The sequence below is a fragment of the Azospirillum picis genome, from assembly GCF_017876115.1.
Classification (GTDB): domain Bacteria; phylum Pseudomonadota; class Alphaproteobacteria; order Azospirillales; family Azospirillaceae; genus Azospirillum; species Azospirillum picis.
The window spans coordinates 1-20337 of sequence record NZ_JAGINO010000012.1 but is presented as its reverse complement, the minus strand read 5'-3'; the positions used below and the strand labels follow the sequence as shown (position 1 = coordinate 20337).

Annotated in this window: 12 protein-coding genes and 1 pseudogene; 9 read left to right on the top strand and 4 right to left on the bottom strand. The window is 66.7% G+C overall.

Annotated features, from left to right (window positions below; all coding sequences use genetic code 11):
* Positions 1-1044 precede the first annotated feature (1044 nt).
* Positions 1045-1605: a GAF domain-containing protein gene (locus J2850_RS31790; RefSeq protein ID WP_307354447.1), complete on the top strand. Its 561-nt coding sequence runs from the start codon at positions 1045-1047 to the stop codon at positions 1603-1605.
* An 85-nt stretch (positions 1606-1690) separates the two neighbouring features.
* The gene (locus J2850_RS16730; RefSeq protein WP_209983670.1) at positions 1691-3559 is read left to right on the top strand and encodes a putative bifunctional diguanylate cyclase/phosphodiesterase; all 1869 of its coding nucleotides are present in this window, start codon (positions 1691-1693) and stop codon (positions 3557-3559) included.
* A gap of 3 nt (positions 3560-3562) precedes the next feature.
* Here the strand turns inward: J2850_RS16730 and J2850_RS16725 are convergent, their stop codons facing one another.
* The 3 genes from J2850_RS16725 to J2850_RS16715 are packed head-to-tail and all read right to left on the bottom strand — an operon-like array spanning position 3563 to position 5134.
* The gene (locus J2850_RS16725; protein WP_209983669.1) at positions 3563-4003 is read right to left on the bottom strand and encodes a DUF1810 domain-containing protein; all 441 of its coding nucleotides are present in this window, start codon (positions 4001-4003) and stop codon (positions 3563-3565) included.
* 28 nt (positions 4004-4031) lie between these two features.
* Entirely contained in the window at positions 4032-4304 is a 273-nt protein-coding gene (locus J2850_RS16720; RefSeq protein WP_209983668.1) for a GNAT family N-acetyltransferase, read from the bottom strand.
* 44 nt (positions 4305-4348) lie between these two features.
* On the bottom strand, positions 4349-5134 hold the full coding sequence (locus J2850_RS16715; RefSeq protein ID WP_209983667.1) for an SDR family oxidoreductase: 786 nt from the start codon (positions 5132-5134) through the stop codon (positions 4349-4351).
* Positions 5135-5628: 494 nt separating this feature from the next.
* Between J2850_RS16715 and ccoG the strand changes: the two genes are divergently transcribed.
* Together ccoG and J2850_RS16705 are read left to right on the top strand one after the other, a co-directional pair.
* Positions 5629-7140 carry a cytochrome c oxidase accessory protein CcoG gene (ccoG, locus tag J2850_RS16710; RefSeq protein WP_209983666.1) on the top strand — a complete coding sequence of 504 codons (1512 nt, stop codon included), beginning with the start codon at positions 5629-5631 and terminating at the stop codon, positions 7138-7140.
* 227 nt (positions 7141-7367) lie between these two features.
* Positions 7368-8816, top strand: coding sequence for an aminotransferase-like domain-containing protein (locus J2850_RS16705; RefSeq protein WP_209983665.1), 1449 nt, complete (start codon positions 7368-7370; stop codon positions 8814-8816).
* A gap of 132 nt (positions 8817-8948) precedes the next feature.
* Here the strand turns inward: J2850_RS16705 and J2850_RS16700 are convergent, their stop codons facing one another.
* Positions 8949-9752 (bottom strand): alpha/beta fold hydrolase, encoded by an 804-nt coding sequence (locus J2850_RS16700; RefSeq protein WP_209983664.1) that lies wholly within the window; start codon positions 9750-9752, stop codon positions 8949-8951.
* A 605-nt stretch (positions 9753-10357) separates the two neighbouring features.
* On the opposite strand from J2850_RS16700, the gene J2850_RS16695 reads away from it, so the two are divergent.
* The 5 genes and pseudogenes from J2850_RS16695 to J2850_RS16675 form a co-directional block, all read left to right on the top strand.
* Positions 10358-12445, top strand: a complete 2088-nt coding sequence (locus J2850_RS16695; RefSeq protein ID WP_209983663.1) for an ATP-binding protein — start codon at positions 10358-10360, stop codon at positions 12443-12445.
* 325 nt (positions 12446-12770) lie between these two features.
* Positions 12771-14429: a peptidase domain-containing ABC transporter gene (locus J2850_RS16690; protein ID WP_209983662.1), complete on the top strand. Its 1659-nt coding sequence runs from the start codon at positions 12771-12773 to the stop codon at positions 14427-14429.
* Positions 14426-16630 carry a peptidase domain-containing ABC transporter gene (locus J2850_RS16685; RefSeq protein ID WP_209983661.1) on the top strand — a complete coding sequence of 735 codons (2205 nt, stop codon included), beginning with the start codon at positions 14426-14428 and terminating at the stop codon, positions 16628-16630. Before J2850_RS16690 ends, J2850_RS16685 begins: the two co-directional genes overlap by 4 nt.
* Positions 16630-17994 carry an HlyD family type I secretion periplasmic adaptor subunit gene (locus J2850_RS16680; protein WP_209983660.1) on the top strand — a complete coding sequence of 455 codons (1365 nt, stop codon included), beginning with the start codon at positions 16630-16632 and terminating at the stop codon, positions 17992-17994. Before J2850_RS16685 ends, J2850_RS16680 begins: the two co-directional genes overlap by 1 nt.
* A gap of 127 nt (positions 17995-18121) precedes the next feature.
* Positions 18122-20337: pseudogene (locus tag J2850_RS16675) on the top strand (cadherin-like domain-containing protein); the annotation flags it as partial.

Here is a 20337-nt window from a genome sequence, read left to right as displayed (position 1 = left end):
TCCGTTGGTATCGATATGATTCTGGCAGTTTTAAGAGGTTTGGCGCGATCCTTGAGCCAGCGGTGCTCGCTGCCGTCGATCTGGATCAACTCGCCGAACCGTTCGCGCCGCAGCGGGGGAGGGTGGAACTGCCGGCGCGACAGCCAAAGGCCCGCCGCCGCCATCCACTGGCGCAACGTCTCGCGCGAAACCGCCAGCTCATGCTTGTCCCGCAGCAGTTCCGCCGACAGGGGCGGGCCGAAATCGCCACAGCGGCTGCGGACAAGTTCCAGCGCCCGCTCCCGCCCGTCATCACCAAGCCGCCGATCCGATCCCGCGGCGACCGCTCAGCACCTCGCCGAGAACCTCAACACGCTGCAAGTCCCGTTCACTATCGTGATCCGGCCCATCGCCAGCCTCCCAGCCGTCGCGAACCTGACCGGAGACTGACAGTTCTATGTTGCACTGGACTGACATTTTAGCTTTGCGCTTACATCAGAAAAGCGCGTAAGTGCCGTTATGGAAATTAGAGTCATTTTTAATGCGACGTCGCATATGTGGCGTGCGGGTAGCGCGCGATGTGTTCGTCAGCACAACCGTCATCCTATCCACGACGTGCAATTGCGGCCTGCTCCTGGCGCCCGCAACCTCGCCAAGAAATCCATCGATCGCAGGTGTCAAGGCAAATGCCGGGGGCGCTCTGCCGGCAAGCCGGTTCGTTCACCGAACCATCCGCATTACTTGAAAAGGCGATGGATAGACCAGTATATCTCACGCATCTTTTGCTGTAGAATTCACCTGCTCCTGACATATCCTGCTCACAAGAGCAAAATCTCGCCGATCCGATAGATCCAATCCGTATCCATTGCGTAGAAAGTGCGACGGAGCCATCCAATACCGGGGAACGGCACTCTTGCTCACGCAACCTATTTTTCATGTTTGGAGGGTATATTGTCGAGGCCGCTGCGGTCCGATACGTCGTTCCCAAACCTTCCGGTCCCGGCATGTCAGGTTTGAGGCGGCACCCACCCTGCCCTTTTCGCATGAGTTCGCGGAGTTGTGCCTGTGCCCATATTGAAGGAGATCACCGAAATCGGCGCGAGCTTGGACGGAGGCGATCCATCCGCTCCCCCGGCCTGGGGGCGGGACCCGATCAATGATGAAGCCGCCCGTCTCGATGCCCTGCGAGGCCTGGGGTTGCTCGATACGGCGCAGGAGCCGGCCTTCGAGAATCTCGTGTCCTGGGCCTGCGACCATTTCCGTGTGCCGATCGCACTCGTGTCGTTGCTGGACGCCGACCGGCAATGGTTCAAGGCCCGGCGCGGGCTGGCGGTTCAGGAGACGCCGCGCGATATCGCCTTCTGCCATTTCACCATCCAGCACAGCCTGCCCATGGTGGTCGAGGATGCCGTGAGCGACGCCCGGTTCAAGGAGAACCCGCTGGTGTCGGGGCCTCCCTACATCCGCTTCTATGCGGGTGCGCCGATCATCAACCGCGACCGGCGGGCGCTTGGATCGGTTTGCGTGATCGACAGCACGCCCCGCAGCTTCAGCATGGTCGATCGCATGGTGCTGGCTCAGCTTACCGTCACGGCACTCGCGGCAATCGAAAGCCGGCAGCGCTGATCTCCGACCCGGCCGGCCACGGGCGGGACCCCATGCGCCGCGCAGCACGTCGCTGCCGAACCTGCCCCTGTCCGTGCAAGGATCAATGTCCGTGACCACGCCTTTGCAGCCGTTCCCGCCGATTCCGCCTGGCGAACGAGACCGCCTTGCCGCCCTGCAGCGGTACGAATTGCTCGACACTCCGGCGGAGGCGGCGTTCGATCGGATCACCCGGCTCGCCGCCAAGCTGCTGAAGGTGCCGATCGCGCTGATTTCGCTGATCGACCATGACCGCCAGTGGTTCAAGTCGCGGATCGGGTTGGCTGTGCAGGAGACGCCGCGTGAGCATGCCTTCTGCCATCACGCCCTGGAGTCCGACGCGCTGTTCGTGGTCGGAGACGCGCGGGTCGATCCGCGCTTCGCCACCAATCCTCTGGTAACCGGCGATCCTCACATCCGCTTCTACGCTGGCGCGCCGCTGCGCACGGCCGATGGAATGGCGCTTGGCACCATCTGCGTGATCGACAACGAGCCGCGTCCGCCACTGTCTCCCGAGGAGGAGGAGGCGCTACGCGACCTGTCGGCCATGGTCATGGCGCATATCGAGGCCCGCCGTGCGGTCGGTTACCTGCATCCCGTCACGTCGCTGTCCAACCGCTTCCGGTTCCTTGCCGATCTCGATGCCCTGCTCGGTGATCGCGCCGGCAGGGAGCGGACCGCGGATTCGGCACCTCCCGTGACCATCGTGGTGGTCGATGCCGCCGCTTCCCATCAATACGCCGAACTGACGCGGGTGCTGGGTCAGGTGTGTGCCGATGCGTTCGAGATCGATGCAGCACGCCGGATAGCCGATTGCCTGCCTGCCAACACCAAGCTCTATCACCTGTCACCCGCCCGCTTCGCCTGCATCCTGACCAGGGCGGCGGAGCCTGCCGGGATGCTCGACCGGCTGGGTGTCGGGATCAGGCATCCGTTTCACTATGACGGCGTTCCGATCGGAACATCGGGCGGCATCGGCATCGTCGACAACCCCGGGGATGGAACCGGGAGCGTCGAATTGCTGCGGGCCGCCACCAGCGCGGCGTACCAGTCCCTGGAAGAGCAGAAGCCCTGGTGCGCCTATGACGCAGCCCGCGACCGGGCCTCTCTTCGGGCCTTCAGCCTGCTCCGCAGCCTGACCGACGCCATCGGCGCCAACAGCGGCGGGCAACTCCACGTCGTGTTCCAGCCCAAGGTGGACCTGCGGACGCATGCCTGCGTCGGTGCGGAGGCGCTTCTGCGCTGGACCCATCCTGAACTCGGGCCGATCTCGCCGGGGGAGTTCGTTCCCCTGGCGGAGCGCACCGCTCTGGTGCGGTCCTTGACGGAATGGGTGATCGACACGGTGCTGGTCCAGGTGGCGCAGTGGCGCCATCGCGGCATCGACCTGCCGGTGTCCATCAACATCTCGATGCTGGACCTTGCCGCCAGCGACTTCGCCGAGCGGGTCGAGGCCATGCTGCGGCGCCATGGCGTACAGGCTGACTGGATCGATTTCGAGGTCACGGAGAGTGCGCTGATGACCGATCGCGCCGAGGTCGATCGTCAGTTGGGCAAGCTTGGCAGCCTGGGCATCGAAGTCGAGATCGATGACTTCGGCACCGGGCAGAGCGCGCTGTCCTACCTGAAGGACATTCCCGCGACTGCGGTGAAGATCGACCAGCGCTTCATCCGCTCGCTCGCCAGCGAGCGCAGCGACCAGATCATGGTGCGTTCGACGATCGAGATGGCCCACGAGCTCGGCTACCAGGTCGTTGCCGAAGGCGTGGAAACCCGGGAAGTCTTCGACTGGCTGCGCCAGCACGGCTGCGACTTCGGCCAGGGCTACCTGTTCTCGCGCCCGCTGGCTCCCCAGGCTTTCGAGGGGTGGGTGACGGCGGGAGCGTTCCGCCCCGATCTCCTTGCCTGTCCCGCCGCCGAGGCATCCCGGTTCTGAGGTTCAGCTCCGAGCACCTTGGCGGAGCAGCGCCAGCGTCGCGTCGTCCATGCGTCCGCCCCACCAACGGGCAAGCGCGTCACGGTAAGGAGAAGCCCCGTCGCCGGCAGCCAGCGCGAACAGGGTCATCGACGAGTGGAACTTCATGTCGTCGGGGGAGCCGAAGATCGCGTGGGGGGAGCCCTGCCGGAGGCCGAGCACGGCGCAGGTGGCCTGTTCAAGCCTGCTTCCAAGCACCGGATGCCGCAGGTAGGCCTCCGCCTCCGCGATCGAGCCGATGCCGTAGAGGGTGGCGGTGGCCGAACGCCCCAGGCCGCGCAACTGCGGAAAGACGAACCACATCCAGTGGCTTCGCTTCCGTCCCGCCCGCAGCTCGGCGAGGGCCGTCTCGTACACCGGCTCCTGTGCGGTCACGAACCGCTGGAGGTCGAAGGGCATACCCATCTGCAGTCCACCGGTTCGCCGCCGTCCGTCAGGTAAGGTCCTTATACTCGGGATGACGCTCGATGTAGGCGGCAATGAAGGAGCAGAGCGGAACGACCTTCTTGCCCGCGGCACGCGCATCGTCGAGCGCGCCGCGGGCCAATGCCGATCCGACTCCCTGTCCTGACAGGCTGCGGGGCACCTCCGTATGCGTGAAGGCGATCGCCCCGTCCCGGATCTCATAGACGGCCACCGCCGTCGCATCGTCGACGGTCAACTCGTAGCGGCTGTGCGCGGTGTTGTTTCGTACCTTGGCGTCCATGGTCTTCCTTTCCGCCATCGTGCCTGCAGACCTGGTTCGTGCCGTCAGCCGACCATCAGGGATTCCGCCCCGTCGATCCACACCGGCGTTCCGGTGATGTGCTTCGACCGGTTGGAGGCCAGGAACAGGGCAAGTTCGGCAACGTCGGCACTGGTGCCCGATTTCCCGTCGGTCAGTGGCACCTTGCCTTCGGGATACTCGATCGGAACCCTGAGCCCGTCAAGATTCCGGGACTGCGTGTTGTCGGGGATGTCCGTATCGATGATGCCGGGGCAGATGGCATTGACCCGGATCCGATGCGCCGCCAACTCGAGGGCCAGCATCTTCACCATCGCCACCTGTGCGGCTTTCGTGCAGGAGTAGGCGGTCGCGCCGGTGTTGCTGAACACCCTGGTCCCGTTGATCGATGCCGTCACGATCACCGCCCCGCCGCCCGCCGCCTTGAGATGGGGCACGGCATGGTGCAGGGTCAGGTAGGTCCCGCGCAGGTTGGTGTTGATGGTGCGGTCCCACTCGTCCGGCTTCAGGTCGTCGATGGGAGCCCACACCCCGTTGATGCCGGCATTGGCGAAGACGATGTCGAGGCGGCCGTACCGCTTCACCACCTGCTCGACCGCAGCTCGCATCGCCGCATCGTCCCCGACATCCGCGGTCAGCGGCAATGCTTCGCCACCCGCGGCGGCGATCTCGTCCGCGGTCTTGCGGATTTCCTCTTCCGTATGGCTCAGGACGCCGACACTCGCCCCGGCCTGGGCCATAAGGATGGCGGTCGCCTTGCCAATGCCCGACCCCGCTCCGGTGATCAGTGCAACCTTCCCGGCCAACTCCATGGAACCGACTCCAGCAATGCGTTTCGACGGAATGCCAACCCGATGGACCGGCCGCGGGTTCCCGCTTCCATGTCCGCAGCGGGAACCGGCGGTCGATGCAACGGGTCGGCAACCGGAGGCGGAATCCATTCAATCATATTGTCTATGAAATTATTGTAGGTATTGAAGCGCTTTCCCGGACCAACATTTCGATCAATCGGCTTGGATAAAGAATCGGCCTGCTTGCAGGCTGACACGGTCCTCGTCCACGAACAGATTTAGCTGGAACCAAGTGCGGCACGCGGTCGCAGACGGGGATTGCTCGCGCTATATCCATACAATGCGCTTGCGTGGTCGGGCTTATTGTAGGCATCCTCCGGCCGGTAAAAGCGGCGGGGCCGGCTGTCCGGTGCTGGCGAGTGACGCCGCCGCGGCAATGTGCCCAACCGTCCCCGATCATGCCATGCCGCCGGTCCTCGACCGGTGGACAGTCGATCAATGCAGCAGGTGCCCCGATGCAAAGCGATGTGCCCCATATTACCCGCCGTCCGGATCAGCTCGCCCGCCCACCATCCCCGCAAGCGGCCCCTGAACCGGCGGCGGCCTATGCGAGCCATCGCAAGATCCATCCGAAATCGGTCCGCGGCCGTTACCGTCACCTGAAAACCGGGCTGGGCTGGGCCCTGCTGGCGCTGTTCGCGCTGCTGCCCTGGTTGAGGTGGGATCGGGGCCAGGGCGTGCCGGATCAGGCCGTGCTGTTCGATCTCGGCAGCCAGCGCTTCTACATCTTCGCGGTGGAGCTGTGGCCGCAGCAGATTTATTACATGACCGGCGTCATGATCCTTGCCGCCATCGGCCTCTTCCTGGCGACCGCCCTGGGCGGGCGGGTCTGGTGCGGCTTCAGTTGCCCACAGACGGTGTGGACCGATCTGTTCGTGTGGGTCGAACGGAAGGTCGAGGGCGACCGGGGCGCCCGCATCCGGCTCGACCAGCGGCCATGGACGGCGGGATGGGTGGCGAAGAAGGCCGTCAAGCATGCCTTCTGGCTGGGGATTTCCCTGCTCACCGGCTTCGTCGGCATCACCTACCTGACCGATGCGCCCACGCTCGCCGCCGACCTGCTGGGCTTCCGGGCATCCGCCCTCGCCACCGGTTCCGTGCTGTTCGTCGCCGTCTCCACCTACCTGATGGCCGGCTTCATGCGGGAGCAGATGTGCTTCTACGTCTGCCCCTGGCCGCGCATCCAGGCTGCGATGCTCGACGAGGACAGCGTGGTGGTCACCTATCAGGAATGGCGCGGCGAAGGCCGTGCACCGCTGCGCAAGAGCGAGAGCTGGGACACCCGCCGCGACCAGGGGTTGGGCGACTGCATCGACTGCGGCCAATGCGTCCAGGTCTGCCCGACCGGCATCGACATCCGCAACGGCATCCAGATGGAATGCATTAGCTGCGGCCTGTGCGTGGATGCCTGCAACGACGTGATGGCGCGGATCGGCCGTCCCGGCGACCTGATCCGCTTCGATACCCTGACCGCGCAGGCGGCGAAGGCGACGGGCACTCCGGCGCCGCGCTACCGCCTGCTCCGGCCGCGGACCATCGTCTACGGCCTGATGCTGGTTGTGGTGGGCGGGGCCATGGCGATTGGGCTCGCCCTGAGGCCGAACTCGGACATCTCCATCCTGCGCGACCGCGCGCCGTTGTTCGTGACGCTCAGCGATGGGCGGGTCCAGAACGCCTACACCATCAAGATCTCCAACATGACGCTGGCCGAACGGACCTACCGCCTGACGCTTGCCGGGCCTGCCGGAGCCCGCATCGCCGTGGCCGGTCAGGACGGGGAGGCGACGGAGGTCTTGCTGTCGGCCCGTGCCGACGCTGTGGAAACCTATCGCATCCAGGTCCGCATTCCGCGGGACGCGCTGTCCGAGCCCTCGACACCACTCACCCTGACCATGGCACCGGACACCTCCGGTTCGCCGGTCAACCAGGCCACCGTCTTCCTGGCGCCCTCGCCCGCTGACCACTGACCCCTGGTCTGCTGCCGTCCAGCCAGACGATCCCAGCCCTGTCCGCGTCGCCTAGCTTTTGCATGACGGCGCAGGCGGGGACCGGCAGGACGATCGGCTCCTCGCAGCGTGACTCGTCGCAAGCCGCTTCCGGCCTGCCGCTGGCGACTTGCGACGAACACTGTGCCGTGTGCATATGATACCGGAACCGCGCCGGCGGCATCGGTAAAGGAATGGTCGACTCTTCCATGCAATCCGACGACGCTGTCTGGCAGCCCGATCTGTCGAACCGGAACAAGCCGGTTTACCTTGCGATCGCCGATGCCATCGCCGACGACATCCACAGCGGCCGGCTAACCGACGGACAACGGCTGCCGCCGCAGCGCACGCTGGCCGATCGGCTTGGGCTGGATCTGACGACGGTCAGCCGCGCCTACACGGAAGCGCGCCAGCGGGGGTTGCTGGATGCCCGCGTCGGCCAGGGCACCTTCGTCCGCTCCCGCGACAGGGCCGGGAACGCAGGCGGCAGACCGGGCGACGACGTACCGGCACGGGCGGGGAGGCCGGCCACGCTGGTCGACATGACCATGAACCAGCCCCCGCTGCCGAATGATCCCGACCTGATGTCGCGGGCGCGGCAGGGGCTGGTGGACGCGATGATGCGGGTCGACCCGCTGACGGTCCTGCGCTATCCCGAAATCGGCTCCGGAGACGAGGACCTGACCGCCGGCGCCCTTTGGCTGGCGAGGCGGCTTCCCGGCCTGGAGGCCGAGGCGGGGGACGGCAGCGGGCGCGTGATCACCTGTCCGGGCACCCAGAGCGCTTTGCTGGCCTTGCTCTGCATGCTCACCGAGCCTGGCGATGCCGTCTGCACGGAGGCGCTGACCTACCCGGGTTTCAGGGCGATCGCCCGGCAACTCGGGCTTCGGGTGGCGGGCGTGGCCATGGACGCGCAGGGACTGGACCCGGACGCGCTGCGCGCCGCCATCGACGCCCATGCCCCGAAGGTGCTGTACTGCACGCCGACCCTGCATAACCCTACGACCGCCACGCTTCCGGCGGAGCGGCGGCGCGCCATCGCCGATATTGCACGCGACCGCGGAATAGCGATCATCGAGGACGACATCTATGGCGTCCTGCCGCCCGACGCCCCTCCCCCCATTGCCGCGTTTGCGCCCGATCTCACCTTCTATGTCTCGGGCTTGGCGAAATGCGTCGCCCCTGGCCTGCGCGTCGCCTATGTCGCCGCCCCCGATGGACGGCAGGCCATGCGGGTCGCGGCCGCGCAACGTGCGACGGTGCTCGGCACGTCGCCGGTGGCTGCCAAGGTGGCTGCGCGCTGGATCGAGGACGGCACCGCCGACGCCCTGGTGACGGCGATCCGATCCGAGGCGATTGCCCGCCAGCGCATGGCGGGAGAGGTGTTGCCGGCCTCGGCGATGGCCACCCATCCCAACAGTTTCCATCTGTGGCTCAAACTGCCGCCGGATTGGACCAGGGGCGAGTTCGCCACTCATCTGCGGGCCCATGGCATCGCCGCGGTGGTCAGCGACACCTTCGCCACGGCAGGGACCCCTCCGGAAGCCCTGCGGCTGTGCCTGGGTGCGCCGGTCACGCGCGCGGACTGCCGGCGCGTGCTGGACACGGTGGCCACCGCGCTCGACCAGTCGCCGACCCTCGCCGGCATGGTCATCTGAACGCCCCTGACCGCCGCAGCGGCTTGGCCCGGCATCGGATTCCCTGCGCCAGGAGCCCGGCGGCGGCGCATGATCGCGAGAGCCCATTCGAACTGCCGGCTCTGGTGCCGCGCTTGTGCGCGGCGCCCTCTCCTACTCTTCCAGCGCCCGCAGGATGGCGTCGGAAAGAACCTCTGCGTGGGTGAACTGCGGAATATGCCCCTCCGCATCGATGATCTCCAACGAACTCCCCGGTATCCGGGACTGGACGTACCGGCCGACGCTGACGGGAACGGCGGGATCGCCCACCGTCTGGATCAAGTGGCACGGTACGGTCACCTTTCCGAGCACGTCGCGGAAATCGGACGAAAAGATCATCAACGCCAGCGATAAGGCGATATCGGGCCGCATCCCGATCAGCCCGTCGGCAAACTTCAGCACCGCGGGGTGGCCTGCCGGCTTCGCCACCACCACCTTGGAAAATTCCTTGGCCCATTCCACATAGTTGGAAGAAATGTTGTCGATCAGTTGGTCGATGTCTTCCTTGTCGAATCCACCATTGTAATCGTCGCTGTTCACGTAACTGGGTGACAGACCGATGGTCACGATCTTCTTGAACAATCCCGGATGACCCATGGATGCCAGGAGGCCGATCATGCCGCTGACGGAATGACCGACATAATAACAGCTCTTTGAATTTGTGTGCTTTATGACCAGAAGAAGGTCTTCAACATACCGCGTCATCGACCGATATTTGTGATGGTCAAAATGTTCGACGGATTCCTTGGTGAATCCGACCAAGTCATAGACGACAACTCGGTAGCGATCCACGAAATTTCTTTTAATTTCATCCCAGCATCTTTGGTCAAGTCCCAATCCATGCGCGAAGATTATGGTTTCTGGTCCTGACCCATAGATGCGGATGTTGTAGGCAACATATGGATCGCGATCAATCATCGGCCGCTCTCATCCACCAGCCAACCTTTCGTCCTCATGCAGGATAACGCCACACCATCATACAAGAACAAACATAGGACACTCCAGCCAAATGCAGCACCCCGAAGAAGAGCCCGGATGGGGAGCAGCCATGCTTGCATACTATGGCATGCGACGATGATGCTCCCTCCCTGTACACGCAAGCAGCAGCGGGGCTGCATACTCGCTGCGATCGCCCCAATCTTCACCACTGCTGCCGACGGTTCCATGTTTCAAGTTCGTAACTTATCTTCCTCAGTGATATGAGATTCTGACGGTGGATAAAAGCTTTGCAAGCGTTTAATGATTGCTGAGCATTACATCAGCATGCGTCTGCCTAGGAGTATCAAGGAGGCATATATGAAGGAAATTTTAACGGTCCAGGGTCTTCTCCAGTGATGCCTGCCTGACTGCGAACGGCGTGAGCCGAGAAACAATCCGATATTCTGCAAGGATGTTACGTAGAAATGAGAATACGGTCCAGACTAACTCTGGCATTCCTTGGATCGGTCCTGCCGTTTCTCGCTCTTGCCATATATCTTTGCAACTCATTGATTGTAGAAAAGAGAAGAAATTTCGAAGAGCAGTTGCGCGGCGCCGCGAGCGCGGCCACGACCACAATTGCGCAGGAGGTCGACGATACTCTGTCGCTACTGGATTATTTGCGGGTGGACCAAACATTTTCACTCGACAATCAGGACGCGTTCCGCCATGTCGCCGGACTTCTGATCAAAGGGCAGAGGCTGGCGTCGGCGATCGTGATGGCGGACCCGTTCGGGAAGGTGCTGATGCACACGTTGGTTTCCGACCAACGCGCCTTGCCCTTCAACCGCTCGCTTTCCCTGTACGAAGACCTTCGCAACAATCCCCGCCCCCTGGTTTCCGAGCCCTTCGTCGGCTTGGTTCAGGATGAGCGCATCCTCGCGGTGGCGATGCCGCTCCTGGCGAACGGCCAACTGGCCGGCTCGCTGTCCGCCACCATTCCAGTCTGGAAGTTATCGGCCCTGCTGCGAGCGCAGGATCTGCCGGAGGGATGGGTCATCGCGGTCACCGACCGTCGCGGCGCCGTCATTGCGCGGTCCGACGACGCCGCCGCAGCCAACCAGCGGATAGACGCCGCCGCCGGCGGCGAGGACGATATCAGGATCGGCGATTTCCCCGGCATCGGCCAGGGCGTCGCGGCATCCAAGATCTTGTCGATGCCGGAATGGCGGATCTATTGCATGGCGCCGGCCGCGGGACTCGATCCGATACTGCGCAATTCTTACCTCATCGCCTTCGCCTGGATGCTGGCGGCACTCGCGGCGTCACTGGGATTGGCGCTGCCGCCGATGCGGCGGCTGGTCATCGAAGCGCGGGCGCTCGCGGCCTTCGCCGGCTCACCCGACAGGAGCGCCACGGCCCGGCATGAGCTCTTCGCCGTCGACGAGCTGGCAACGGCGCGTTCGGCCCTGCTCGATTCCGAACGCCTCCTGCGGGAGCTGGCGGAGCAGCAGCGCGGCACCGAACAGCAGCTCCGCAAGGCCTGGAGCGAGGCGGAATCCGCCCGGCGCGAGGCGGCGCGGGCAGGACGCACGAAGACCGCTTTCCTTGCCGCAGCCAGCCACGACCTGCGGCAGCCGGCGCAGTCGATGCTCCTGTTCGTCGAGCTCCTGAAGATGAAGCTGCGGGGGCACCCGGCTGCTCCGATTGTCGAGTCCCTGCAGCAGACGGCCGATTCCCTGAACGTTCTCCTGAGCGGCATCCTCGACATCTCGAAGATCGATGCGAGCTTCGTCCGCACGGACCTGACGTCGGTCGAGCTGGCCTCGATCCTCCAAGACATCAAGACGGAGTTCGAGGAACAGGCGGCAGCCCGTGGCCTCTCGCTGCGCGTCCTGGACTGCGACGTCACCATCCGCACCGACGTCCTGCTGATGACTCGCATCCTGCGGCATCTCGTCGAGAATGCGCTGAAATTCACCGACAAGGGCGGGGTGCTCGTCGGGTGCCGCCGCCGCGGCCAACTGATCAGGATCGATGTCGTCGATACCGGGCACGGCATTGCGGAAGAACATCTCGAGTCGATCTTCGAGGAGTTTTTCCAGATCGAGAATCCCAACCGCGACCGCAAACGCGGCACCGGGCTGGGGCTGGCCATCGTCCGCCGCCTCGCCGTCGCGCTCGAGCATCCGATCGAGGTTTCTTCCCGCCCGGGTCGCGGCTCCCGTTTCTCGGTGGGAGTCATGGAGGTCGCACCGCAATCCCCGGCCGCCAGGAAGCAAGGCATAGAATTCTCCCCGGGTCCCCTCCCCGATCCGGCCGGACCGCTCAACCCTCTGCTGGTGATCGTGGACGAGCTCTATGTCCGGACGGCCATGTGCACCGTGCTGGTGGAATGGGGCTTCGAAGTGGTCGAGGCCGCCTCCCACCAGGAGGCGGTTCGCTCGCTCGGCGGCAGGAGACCAACCCTGGTCATCGTCGACCAGCGGCTGAGCGACGGCGAGAGCGGCAACGCCGCCATCTCCGCGGTACGGGCTCAATACGGCCTCGATCTTCCGGCGGTGATCATCAGCGCCGACCTCTCCCCCTCCGCCATGGCAGCGGCACGCGAGGTGGGAGCCACGCTGCTCGGGAAGCCGGTGTCGCTGCACGAACTGCGCAAGGTCATCCGGCGCGAACTCCAGCGGTCCTGACCCGCCTGACCAGGGTGTGGAGCGGGGTGCGGGGTAACGTATGACTATCCACCCCCTATCCGTTTTACCCGCGCCACTATCCCCTGCCAGCAACGACGCGGACCTCCCGAAAGAGGTATTGATTGGACACCAAATCACATTGGCTTCCAATCGATCGTCGCTCCCACTCCTGCCGGCGCAAGCCCGGTAATTTCGACCTGACCGCCACATCATCCTGCGTTCCCACACCGTGCCGGGGCCCGTCCCCCCGGCTCGACCGCCCGAGGCTTGCCGTGAAGGCCATGGCTCCGTCACTTCCCTCCGCTTGAAGAGGATAGTCCTCCCGATGACCGCAAAGGACACCGCGCCGGCCGCCCGAGGCCATGAGGCCTCGCTCCATGCCCAAGTGATCGTCATGTCCGCCGTCGTGAACCTGGCCGCGCTCGGCATGCCGGTGGCGGTGCTGCAGGTCTACGACCGCATCATCCCGAACCACTCGGAGCAGACGGCGGTGGTGATGGTGGTGGGGGTGACGCTCGCCGTCCTTGCGGAGGCTATACTCCGCATCGCCCGCTCCCACATCATGGGCCGGGTCGCCACCCGGTTCGAGCGTGTGATGAACCGCCGGGCGGTGGCCCACCTGTTCGCCACCGACCTCAAGACCTTCCAGTCGCAATCGACCGGCACCCATCTGGAGCGCCTGGGCGCCATCGCGACCTTGCGGGATCACGCCTCCGGCCAGACCCTGCTGGCGCTCTACGACATCCCGTTCGCTGTCGCCTCGCTGGCCCTGATCGCCTTCTTCGGCGGGGTGCTGGTCGCGGTGGCCTGCTGCGGCCTGCTGACGATGGCGCTGTTGGCGGTCGCGGTCGGTCGGTCGGCGCAGTCGGCACAGGCGGAGGTCGCACGCGCGGAAGACGAACGGTCGGGCTTCATCATCAGCATCTTTTCCGGCATCCAGTCGGTCAAGGCGATGGCGCTGGAGCTGCCGTTGCTGCGCCGCTACGAGGCCCTGCAGGCGCGCCGACTGGCGGCCCACGCTACCGCGGAGCTGCATGCGCAGCACCTGACCGAGGCCGGACAGTTCGTCGCGCAGCTCAGCAGCCTCGCCACGGTGGCTTTCGGCAGCCTGCTGGTCCTGGACGGCGTGTTGACCGTCGGCGGCCTATCGGCCTGCACGCTCCTGGTCGGCCGCACCCTGGCACCGGCGCAGGGGCTGATGGCCCTGTGGTCGCGCCGCCAGCCGATGAAGGTCGCTTCGAAGAAGCTGGACGACCTCTTCGCCCTGCCCAAGGAGCCACCCGCCACCGGCATTCTCGACGCCGCCACCGCCCGGCCGGACCTGCATTTCGACTCGGTTGGCTTCGCCTTCTCCGGGCGCCCGGTGCTGCGCGACGTCGACCTGAGGGTGAGCCAGGGCGAAGCCGTCGCCCTCGTCGGGCCGACCGGAGGCGGCAAGTCGACGCTGCTGGCGCTGGCCGCCGGCCTCTACCGTCCCGCGACCGGCAGGGTGCTGCTCGACGGCCTCCCGCTGGATGTCTACGACCCCGCCACCCTGCGACGCAGCATCGCCCTGCTGTCGCACCGGGAAACCCTGTTCCGCGGCACGGTGATCGACAACATCACGATGTTCCAGCCCGACGTGCTGCCGGCGGCGATGGCTGCGGCGGAACAGGTCGGCATCGTCACCGCGATCAACGCCATGCCGCACGGCTTCGCCACCATCGTGGGCGACGGAGCGACCGAGCCGATGCCGCGCGGCCTCGCCCAGCGCATCGCCATAGCCCGTGCCCTGGTGCAGAAGCCCAGGCTGATCCTGTTCGACGATGCCAACGCCGCCGCCGACGACGAGGGTGACCGCGTCCTGCTGGCGCTGCTTGCCGACCTGCGCACCAGTTGCGCCACGCTGTTCGTCAGCCACCGCCCCCTGATGCTGAAGCACGCCACCTCGATCTTCCGCCTGTCGGACGGCCATCTCGACCGCACGCCGGAGCTTGCCGCATGACCCAAATCCTCGACCCAGACGTGACCGGGCGGATCATGCCGCCTGTCCCGGCGCTCTCCCTCCCGACCGCGCTCGACACGCCCTTCCGACATGGTCCCGATCTCACCGCTGCGCTGCTCCTCCTGCTGCGCCGGTTGGGCTGGGTCGGCAGCCCCCAGGACATCACCGGGGCACTGCCCTGGGGGTCCGGCAGCGATGCGGTGACCGATCTGCGCGACGTCGCCGCGCGCCTCGGCTTCGGCAGCACCATCCACCAGGGCCGACGCTTCCCGGGCGGCGAACTGCGCCGCATCCTGGCGGAAGCCGGCTACCGCGGTGGCGCGGTCCTTTATGTCCCGAGCCATGCCGGCACCGGCGAAGCCGGCCTCCTGGAGTCATCGGAGGACGGGTTGCGCCTGCAGCGGCCCGAGGGGCCGGCGGAGCCGGTAGGCGATGCGCTGGCGGCAGGCACCCTCGTCGTCGCCGCCGCCGCGGAGCCGGATGGCGTGGTCCCGGCGCCTGCCGGCGAACGCCGATCCTGGATCCGCAGCCGCCTTGCCGCCGCCGGCCCGTTGATCGGCGCCGCCCTGGCGCTGACCCTGGCCGCCAACCTGCTGTCGCTGTCCAGCCCTCTCTTCGTCATGACGATCTACGACAAGGTCGTCGCCGCCGGGTCGATCCACCTGCTGGTGGCGCTGGGCATCGGTGCCGCGGGCGCCCTGCTGATCGAGTTGGCCATGCGCCGCCTGCGCAGCCGAATCATGGCCCATGGCGGCGCCCGCCTCGGCTATGTCGTCGGCAACGCCGTGCTGGCCCGCCTGCTGCACCTGCCGAGCCCGCTGACGGAGCGTGTGGCCGTTGCCGCCCAGGTCGCCCGCGTCAAGGACCTGGACCGTGTCCGCGACCTGCTGACCGGACCGCTGGCGCAGGCCTGCCTCGACCTGCCCTTCGCCGTCATCTTCCTGGTCGCCATCGGCATCCTGTCCGGCTGGCTTGTGCTGGTGCCGCTGTGCGCCATCGGGCTCTATGTCGCCGCGGCATGGCTCGGGAACGCGATGACGCGCACGCACGTCGCCGCTGCCGCCGGTGCGGGTGCCCGTCGCCAGGAGCTGCTGCTGGAGATCGTCGAGCGGATGCCGGCGATCCGGGCGCTCGGCGCCGCGAAGATATGGAGCAACCGCTACGACGCGGTCGCCGGCCGGATGGCGGAAGCCAATTTCCGCAGCGCCCAGACCACGACCCTGATCGCCACCTTCAGTCAGACGCTGACCACCCTCACCGGCCTTGCGACGCTCGGGTTCGGCATCGACCAGGTTCTGGCCGGTTCGCTGAGCACCGGCGGGCTGATCGGCACGATGATGCTGGTGTGGCGCACTTTGTCGCCGGTGCAGAGCGCCTTCATGGCCAGCACCCGGCTCGGCCAGCTCCGCGCCTCGCTGAGGCAGGTCGAGACGCTCATGGCGACGCCGCCCGAACGCAGCGAGTCGGTGCGTGCCGAGCGGGCCGCCGACATCCGTGGTCAAGTCACCTTCTCCCACGTCACCTTCCGCTACGGCAGAGAGGCCGAGCCCGTGCTCGCGAACCTCGGCTTCGACGTGGCTCCGGGCGAGGTGGTCGCCATCGTCGGCCGCAACGGCGGCGGCAAATCCACGCTGCTGAAGCTCGTTTCCGGCCTCTACAGCCCGCAGGGCGGTTCGGTGCGCATCGACGGACGCGATATCCGCCAGTTCGATCCGATGGCGCTGCGCCGGTCGATCGCCTTCGTGCCGCAGGTGCCGCAGTTCTTCGACGGCACGCTGGCGGAAAACCTGCGCCTGGTCGCCCCGGGCGCCAGCGATGCCGATTTGCGGGCCGCCCTGGATCGTGCCGGCGTCCTCGACGCGGTCGACGACCTGCCAGAGGGCCTCGAAACCCGGTTCGACACGCGCGATGCCGCCCTTCCGGCCGGTCTGCTGGCCCGGCTGTCGCTGGCCCGTACCTACCTGCGCGACGCCCCGATCGTCCTGCTCGACGAACCGGCGGCCAGCGTCGACTTCGAGGGCGAGTTCGCCTTCACCTCGACGGTGCATGCCTTTCGCGGCCACTCCACCGTGTTCTTCGTCACCCACCGCCGCAGCCATCTGGCCATGGCCGACAAGGTGCTCATCATCGAGAACGGCACCTCCCGCTATTTCGGTCCGGCGGAAAAGGTCCGCGACCGCATTCCGAAGGGGATGATCTGATGACCGACATGATCACCGGCGCGTCCGTCGGCCGCCGCAGCCTGCGCACCCTGTTCGGCGGCGGCATCTCCGCAGCGGACTTCGCGACCGAGGAACTGGCCGGCGATCCCGGTGTCAGCCCGCTGATGCAGGCGACGGCCCTGATCGTCGGCTGCCTCGTCGTCGGTGCCGTCGCCTGGAGCGCGGTGACACCGGTGCAGGAGATGGCGGTCACCTTCGGCGAGATCGTGCCGGTCAGCGCCGTGCAGACGGTGCAGCACCTGGAGGGCGGCATCGTCCAGGAGATCCTGATACGCGAGGGGCAGGTCGTCGAGGCCGGGCAGCCGCTGATCCGCTTCAACAGCGTCAGCACCCAGTCGGGCCACGACCAGCTCCTCGCCCGCCGCGCCGCCCTGTCGATCCAGGCCGAGCGCCTCGCCGCCTTCGCCGGCAACCGCTCCGCCGACTTCAAGCCCTTCGGCAACTATCCGGCACTGATCGCCGATCAGGCCAGCGTGCTGTCGGCGCAGTTCGACGCCCGCGAAAACCAGCGCCGCGTGCTGAACGGGCAGATCGCCGAACAGCGCTCCCAACTCGCCGCAGCCAAGAGCCAGCGGACCCAGGTTGCCGGCAACGTGCCCCTGCTGGAATGGAAGGTCGACATGCGCAACGACCTGACCAGCAAGGGCTTCAACTCCAAGCTGATGGTGGTCGAGGCCCAGCGCGAACTGGCGGCGGCCCGTGCCGAGCTGCACCGGTTGGACGGCGTCATCGCCAGCACCAAGGACGGGATCGCCGAAACCGAGGCCCGCATCCGTGAGCTGGATGGCCGCCTGCGGCAGGAAGCCCTGGACAAGCAGGGCTCCGTGACCGCCGAACTGGCGGAACTGGACAAGCAACTGGTCGCGCAGAGCGACCGGGTCGACCGGCTGGTTTCGACCGCACCGGTCCGTGGCATCGTCCAGGAACTGCCGGTCAAGAACGAAGGTGGCGTGATCGTGCCCGGCGGCATGGTCGCCAAGATCGTGCCGATCGACGACGAGCTGGTCGCCGACGTGCGGATTTCCCCCCGCGACATCGGCTTCGTCAGCCCCGGCCTGCCGGTCAAGGTGAAGGTCGCCGCTTTCGACTATGCCCGGTACGGGCGGCTGGACGGGACGCTGAAGTCGGTTTCGCCGACCACCTTCTTCGACAAGGACAAGAACCCCTATTATCAGGGGCGGGTCACGCTTGCGGCCAACCATGTGGGTGATGGCGCGCGCAACCACCTGATCCTGCCGGGCATGACGGTCGAGGCCGACATCAGCACCGGTGAGAAGACCGTCCTGCAATACCTGCTGAAGCCCATCTACACCACGCTGGACGGCGCCCTGCGCGAGCGCTGATCCGACGGCGCCCTGCCCGCCGGCCCCCGGATACGGCCTGGCTTCGGCCCAGCTCCGATCCGCCACCGGCCTACCCCTCCCATCGCACCGCCCTGCCCTTCCGCCCTTCCGCCCTACAGGAACCGCCATGGCTGAGACCAACACCGACAAGGCCTCCTCCTCCGCCACACAGACCGCGGGCACGCCCCGGACGGACGGTGCGCGCGCGGCGGCCGAAAGCACCGCGGCCGAGGCACTCGCCCCCCAACGCCTGGGAGCGCTGGAGCGCCCCAACATCCTTCCAACCGAGCCTCGCCGCGACATTCCCGATGCCCTGACCAACCTGCACAGCGGCAGCCGGAGCGATCCGACGGTGGTGACGACCGATCCCTCGGCCACAGGCATGCCGACTGCAGCCAGCGAGGTCGAGCGGATGACGGGCACTGCGGCGGGCGGCGGGATGGCGGAGTCGGGGGGCTCCATCGCAGGCGGGGCACGGCCCTGGGCATTTGCGGCCGCGGCGGCACCGGGCGGTGGATCGGAAGCCGCCGGGGAGGTGGGCCAGCCGATTTCGGACGGGTCCAGCGGCATCGTGTTGGCGGATGGAGCGCCTGGTGCGACCTTCGCACAGGAGCCGCTGGCGGCGATTCCCACTGCTGCGGCCCTGCCTGGAGCCGGAGCGGTTCCTGCCGTGCCGGAGCCGGCCACCCCACCGGCCACGCAATCTGCCGTCGCCGCGGGCAACGCGGATGCACGCGCTTCGACCGTCACCGCGCGGACCGAGGCCGAGCCTGACGTTATGTCGACGCTCATGGCGGAAGCGGCCAACCAGGGCAACAGCGCCACCGGTGGGGGCACCGGAACTGGAACCGGAACCACCACGGCTACCGAAGGAGGGGTTTCCACGCCCTCCACCGGTACACCGACAACCGGCGACCCGACGAGCCAGGGCACGCCCTCCACCTCCATCTCGACGGGCACGGGCCAGGATACGAGTACGGTCATCGGAGCGCCGCCGACCTCCACCTCGCCTTCCACGCCGACCTCCACGCCCTCGGTTCCGTCTTCGACCAACGACGGCACGGCACCGGGAAACACGGTCGGCGGCACGACAGGAGCACCGACGCCCGCCCCGACCAGCACCACTCCGACGGACGGAGGATCAACAGGCAGCGGTTCAGCCACCGGTTCGGCGGGTAGTGGATCGACGGGGAACGGGTCGAGCAGCGGCTCTTCCGGGAGTGATCCGTCCAGCGGGGGCTCCTCCACCGGCAGCGGATCGACGGGAAGCGGATCCTCGAACACCGGTTCCACTGGAGGTTCGAACGGCGGCTCCAGCGGCACGACCCCGTCATCGACGCCATCGGTTCTGGACGTCAGTGCCGGCGTCGGTGCCGAGGATACGCCCTTGGCTCTGACGATCACGCTACCGGCGGCAACCAACGGATCGACAACCATCCTGACGGTCGAAGGCCTCCCGGCCGGAGCCTCGTTGTCGGCCGGTGTCGATCTTGGCAACGGACGCTGGACCCTCTCCCCGTCCGATCTGCCGGGTCTGACGCTTTTGCCGCCGCAGGACTACAACGGCACTATCAACCTGGCCGTCACGGCCGTCACCACGGACACCACCGGCCATCAGGCAACGTCATCGGGCTCTCTGGCCGTTTCGATCGCCGCAACGGCTGACGCCCCGACATTGAGCCTCGGCAGCGCAACCGGCAGCGAAGGCCACGCCATCGCCTTGGCCATCAACGCCCAGATAACCAGCCCTGCGGCCGGCGAGACGCTCAGCGTGGTGATCAGCGGCGTGCCTGCCGGTGCAGTCCTCTCGGCCGGCACGGACAACGGCGACGGCACCTGGACGCTCTCCGCCGCCCAGCTCTCCGGCCTGACCATCACGCCGCCGGCTGACTTCTCCGGCACGCTGAACCTGTCGGTGACCGCCACCTCCTCGGTGAACGGCACTCAGGCCAGCCACACCGAGGCGCTGACTGTCACCGTCGCTCCGGAAGCCGACGCTCCGGCGCTGACCGTGGTTGATGCTGCCGGTCTTGAAGACCAAGCCATCGCTCTGACCCTCTCCAGCAGCCTGAGCAATCCGGCCGCTGGCGAGACGCTCAGCGTGGTGATCAGCGGCGTGCCTGCCGGTGCGACGCTGTCTGCTGGTACCGACAACGGTGACGGTACCTGGACGCTCTCCGCCGCCCAGCTCTCCGGCCTGACCATCACGCCGCCGGCCGACTTCTCCGGTACGCTGAACCTGTCGGTGACCGCCACCTCCTCGGTGAACGGCACCCAGGCCAGCCACACCGAAGCGCTGACCGTCACCGTCGCTCCGGAAGCAGCGGTTGCCGATGCACCGGT

Bases quoted from the DNA above. Each gene is read 5' to 3' on its own strand.
- J2850_RS16730 (WP_209983670.1), top strand. From the start codon at position 1,691: ATGTCCGTGACCACGCCTTTGCAGCCGTTCCCGCCGATTCCGCCTGGC.
- J2850_RS16725 (WP_209983669.1), bottom strand. From the start codon at position 4,003: ATGGGTATGCCCTTCGACCTCCAGCGGTTCGTGACCGCACAGGAGCCG.
- J2850_RS16720 (WP_209983668.1), bottom strand. From the start codon at position 4,304: ATGGACGCCAAGGTACGAAACAACACCGCGCACAGCCGCTACGAGTTG.
- J2850_RS16715 (WP_209983667.1), bottom strand. From the start codon at position 5,134: ATGGAGTTGGCCGGGAAGGTTGCACTGATCACCGGAGCGGGGTCGGGC.
- ccoG (WP_209983666.1), top strand. From the start codon at position 5,629: ATGCAAAGCGATGTGCCCCATATTACCCGCCGTCCGGATCAGCTCGCC.
- J2850_RS16705 (WP_209983665.1), top strand. From the start codon at position 7,368: ATGCAATCCGACGACGCTGTCTGGCAGCCCGATCTGTCGAACCGGAAC.
- J2850_RS16700 (WP_209983664.1), bottom strand. From the start codon at position 9,752: ATGATTGATCGCGATCCATATGTTGCCTACAACATCCGCATCTATGGG.
- J2850_RS16690 (WP_209983662.1), top strand. From the start codon at position 12,771: ATGACCGCAAAGGACACCGCGCCGGCCGCCCGAGGCCATGAGGCCTCG.
- J2850_RS16685 (WP_209983661.1), top strand. From the start codon at position 14,426: ATGACCCAAATCCTCGACCCAGACGTGACCGGGCGGATCATGCCGCCT.
- J2850_RS16680 (WP_209983660.1), top strand. From the start codon at position 16,630: ATGACCGACATGATCACCGGCGCGTCCGTCGGCCGCCGCAGCCTGCGC.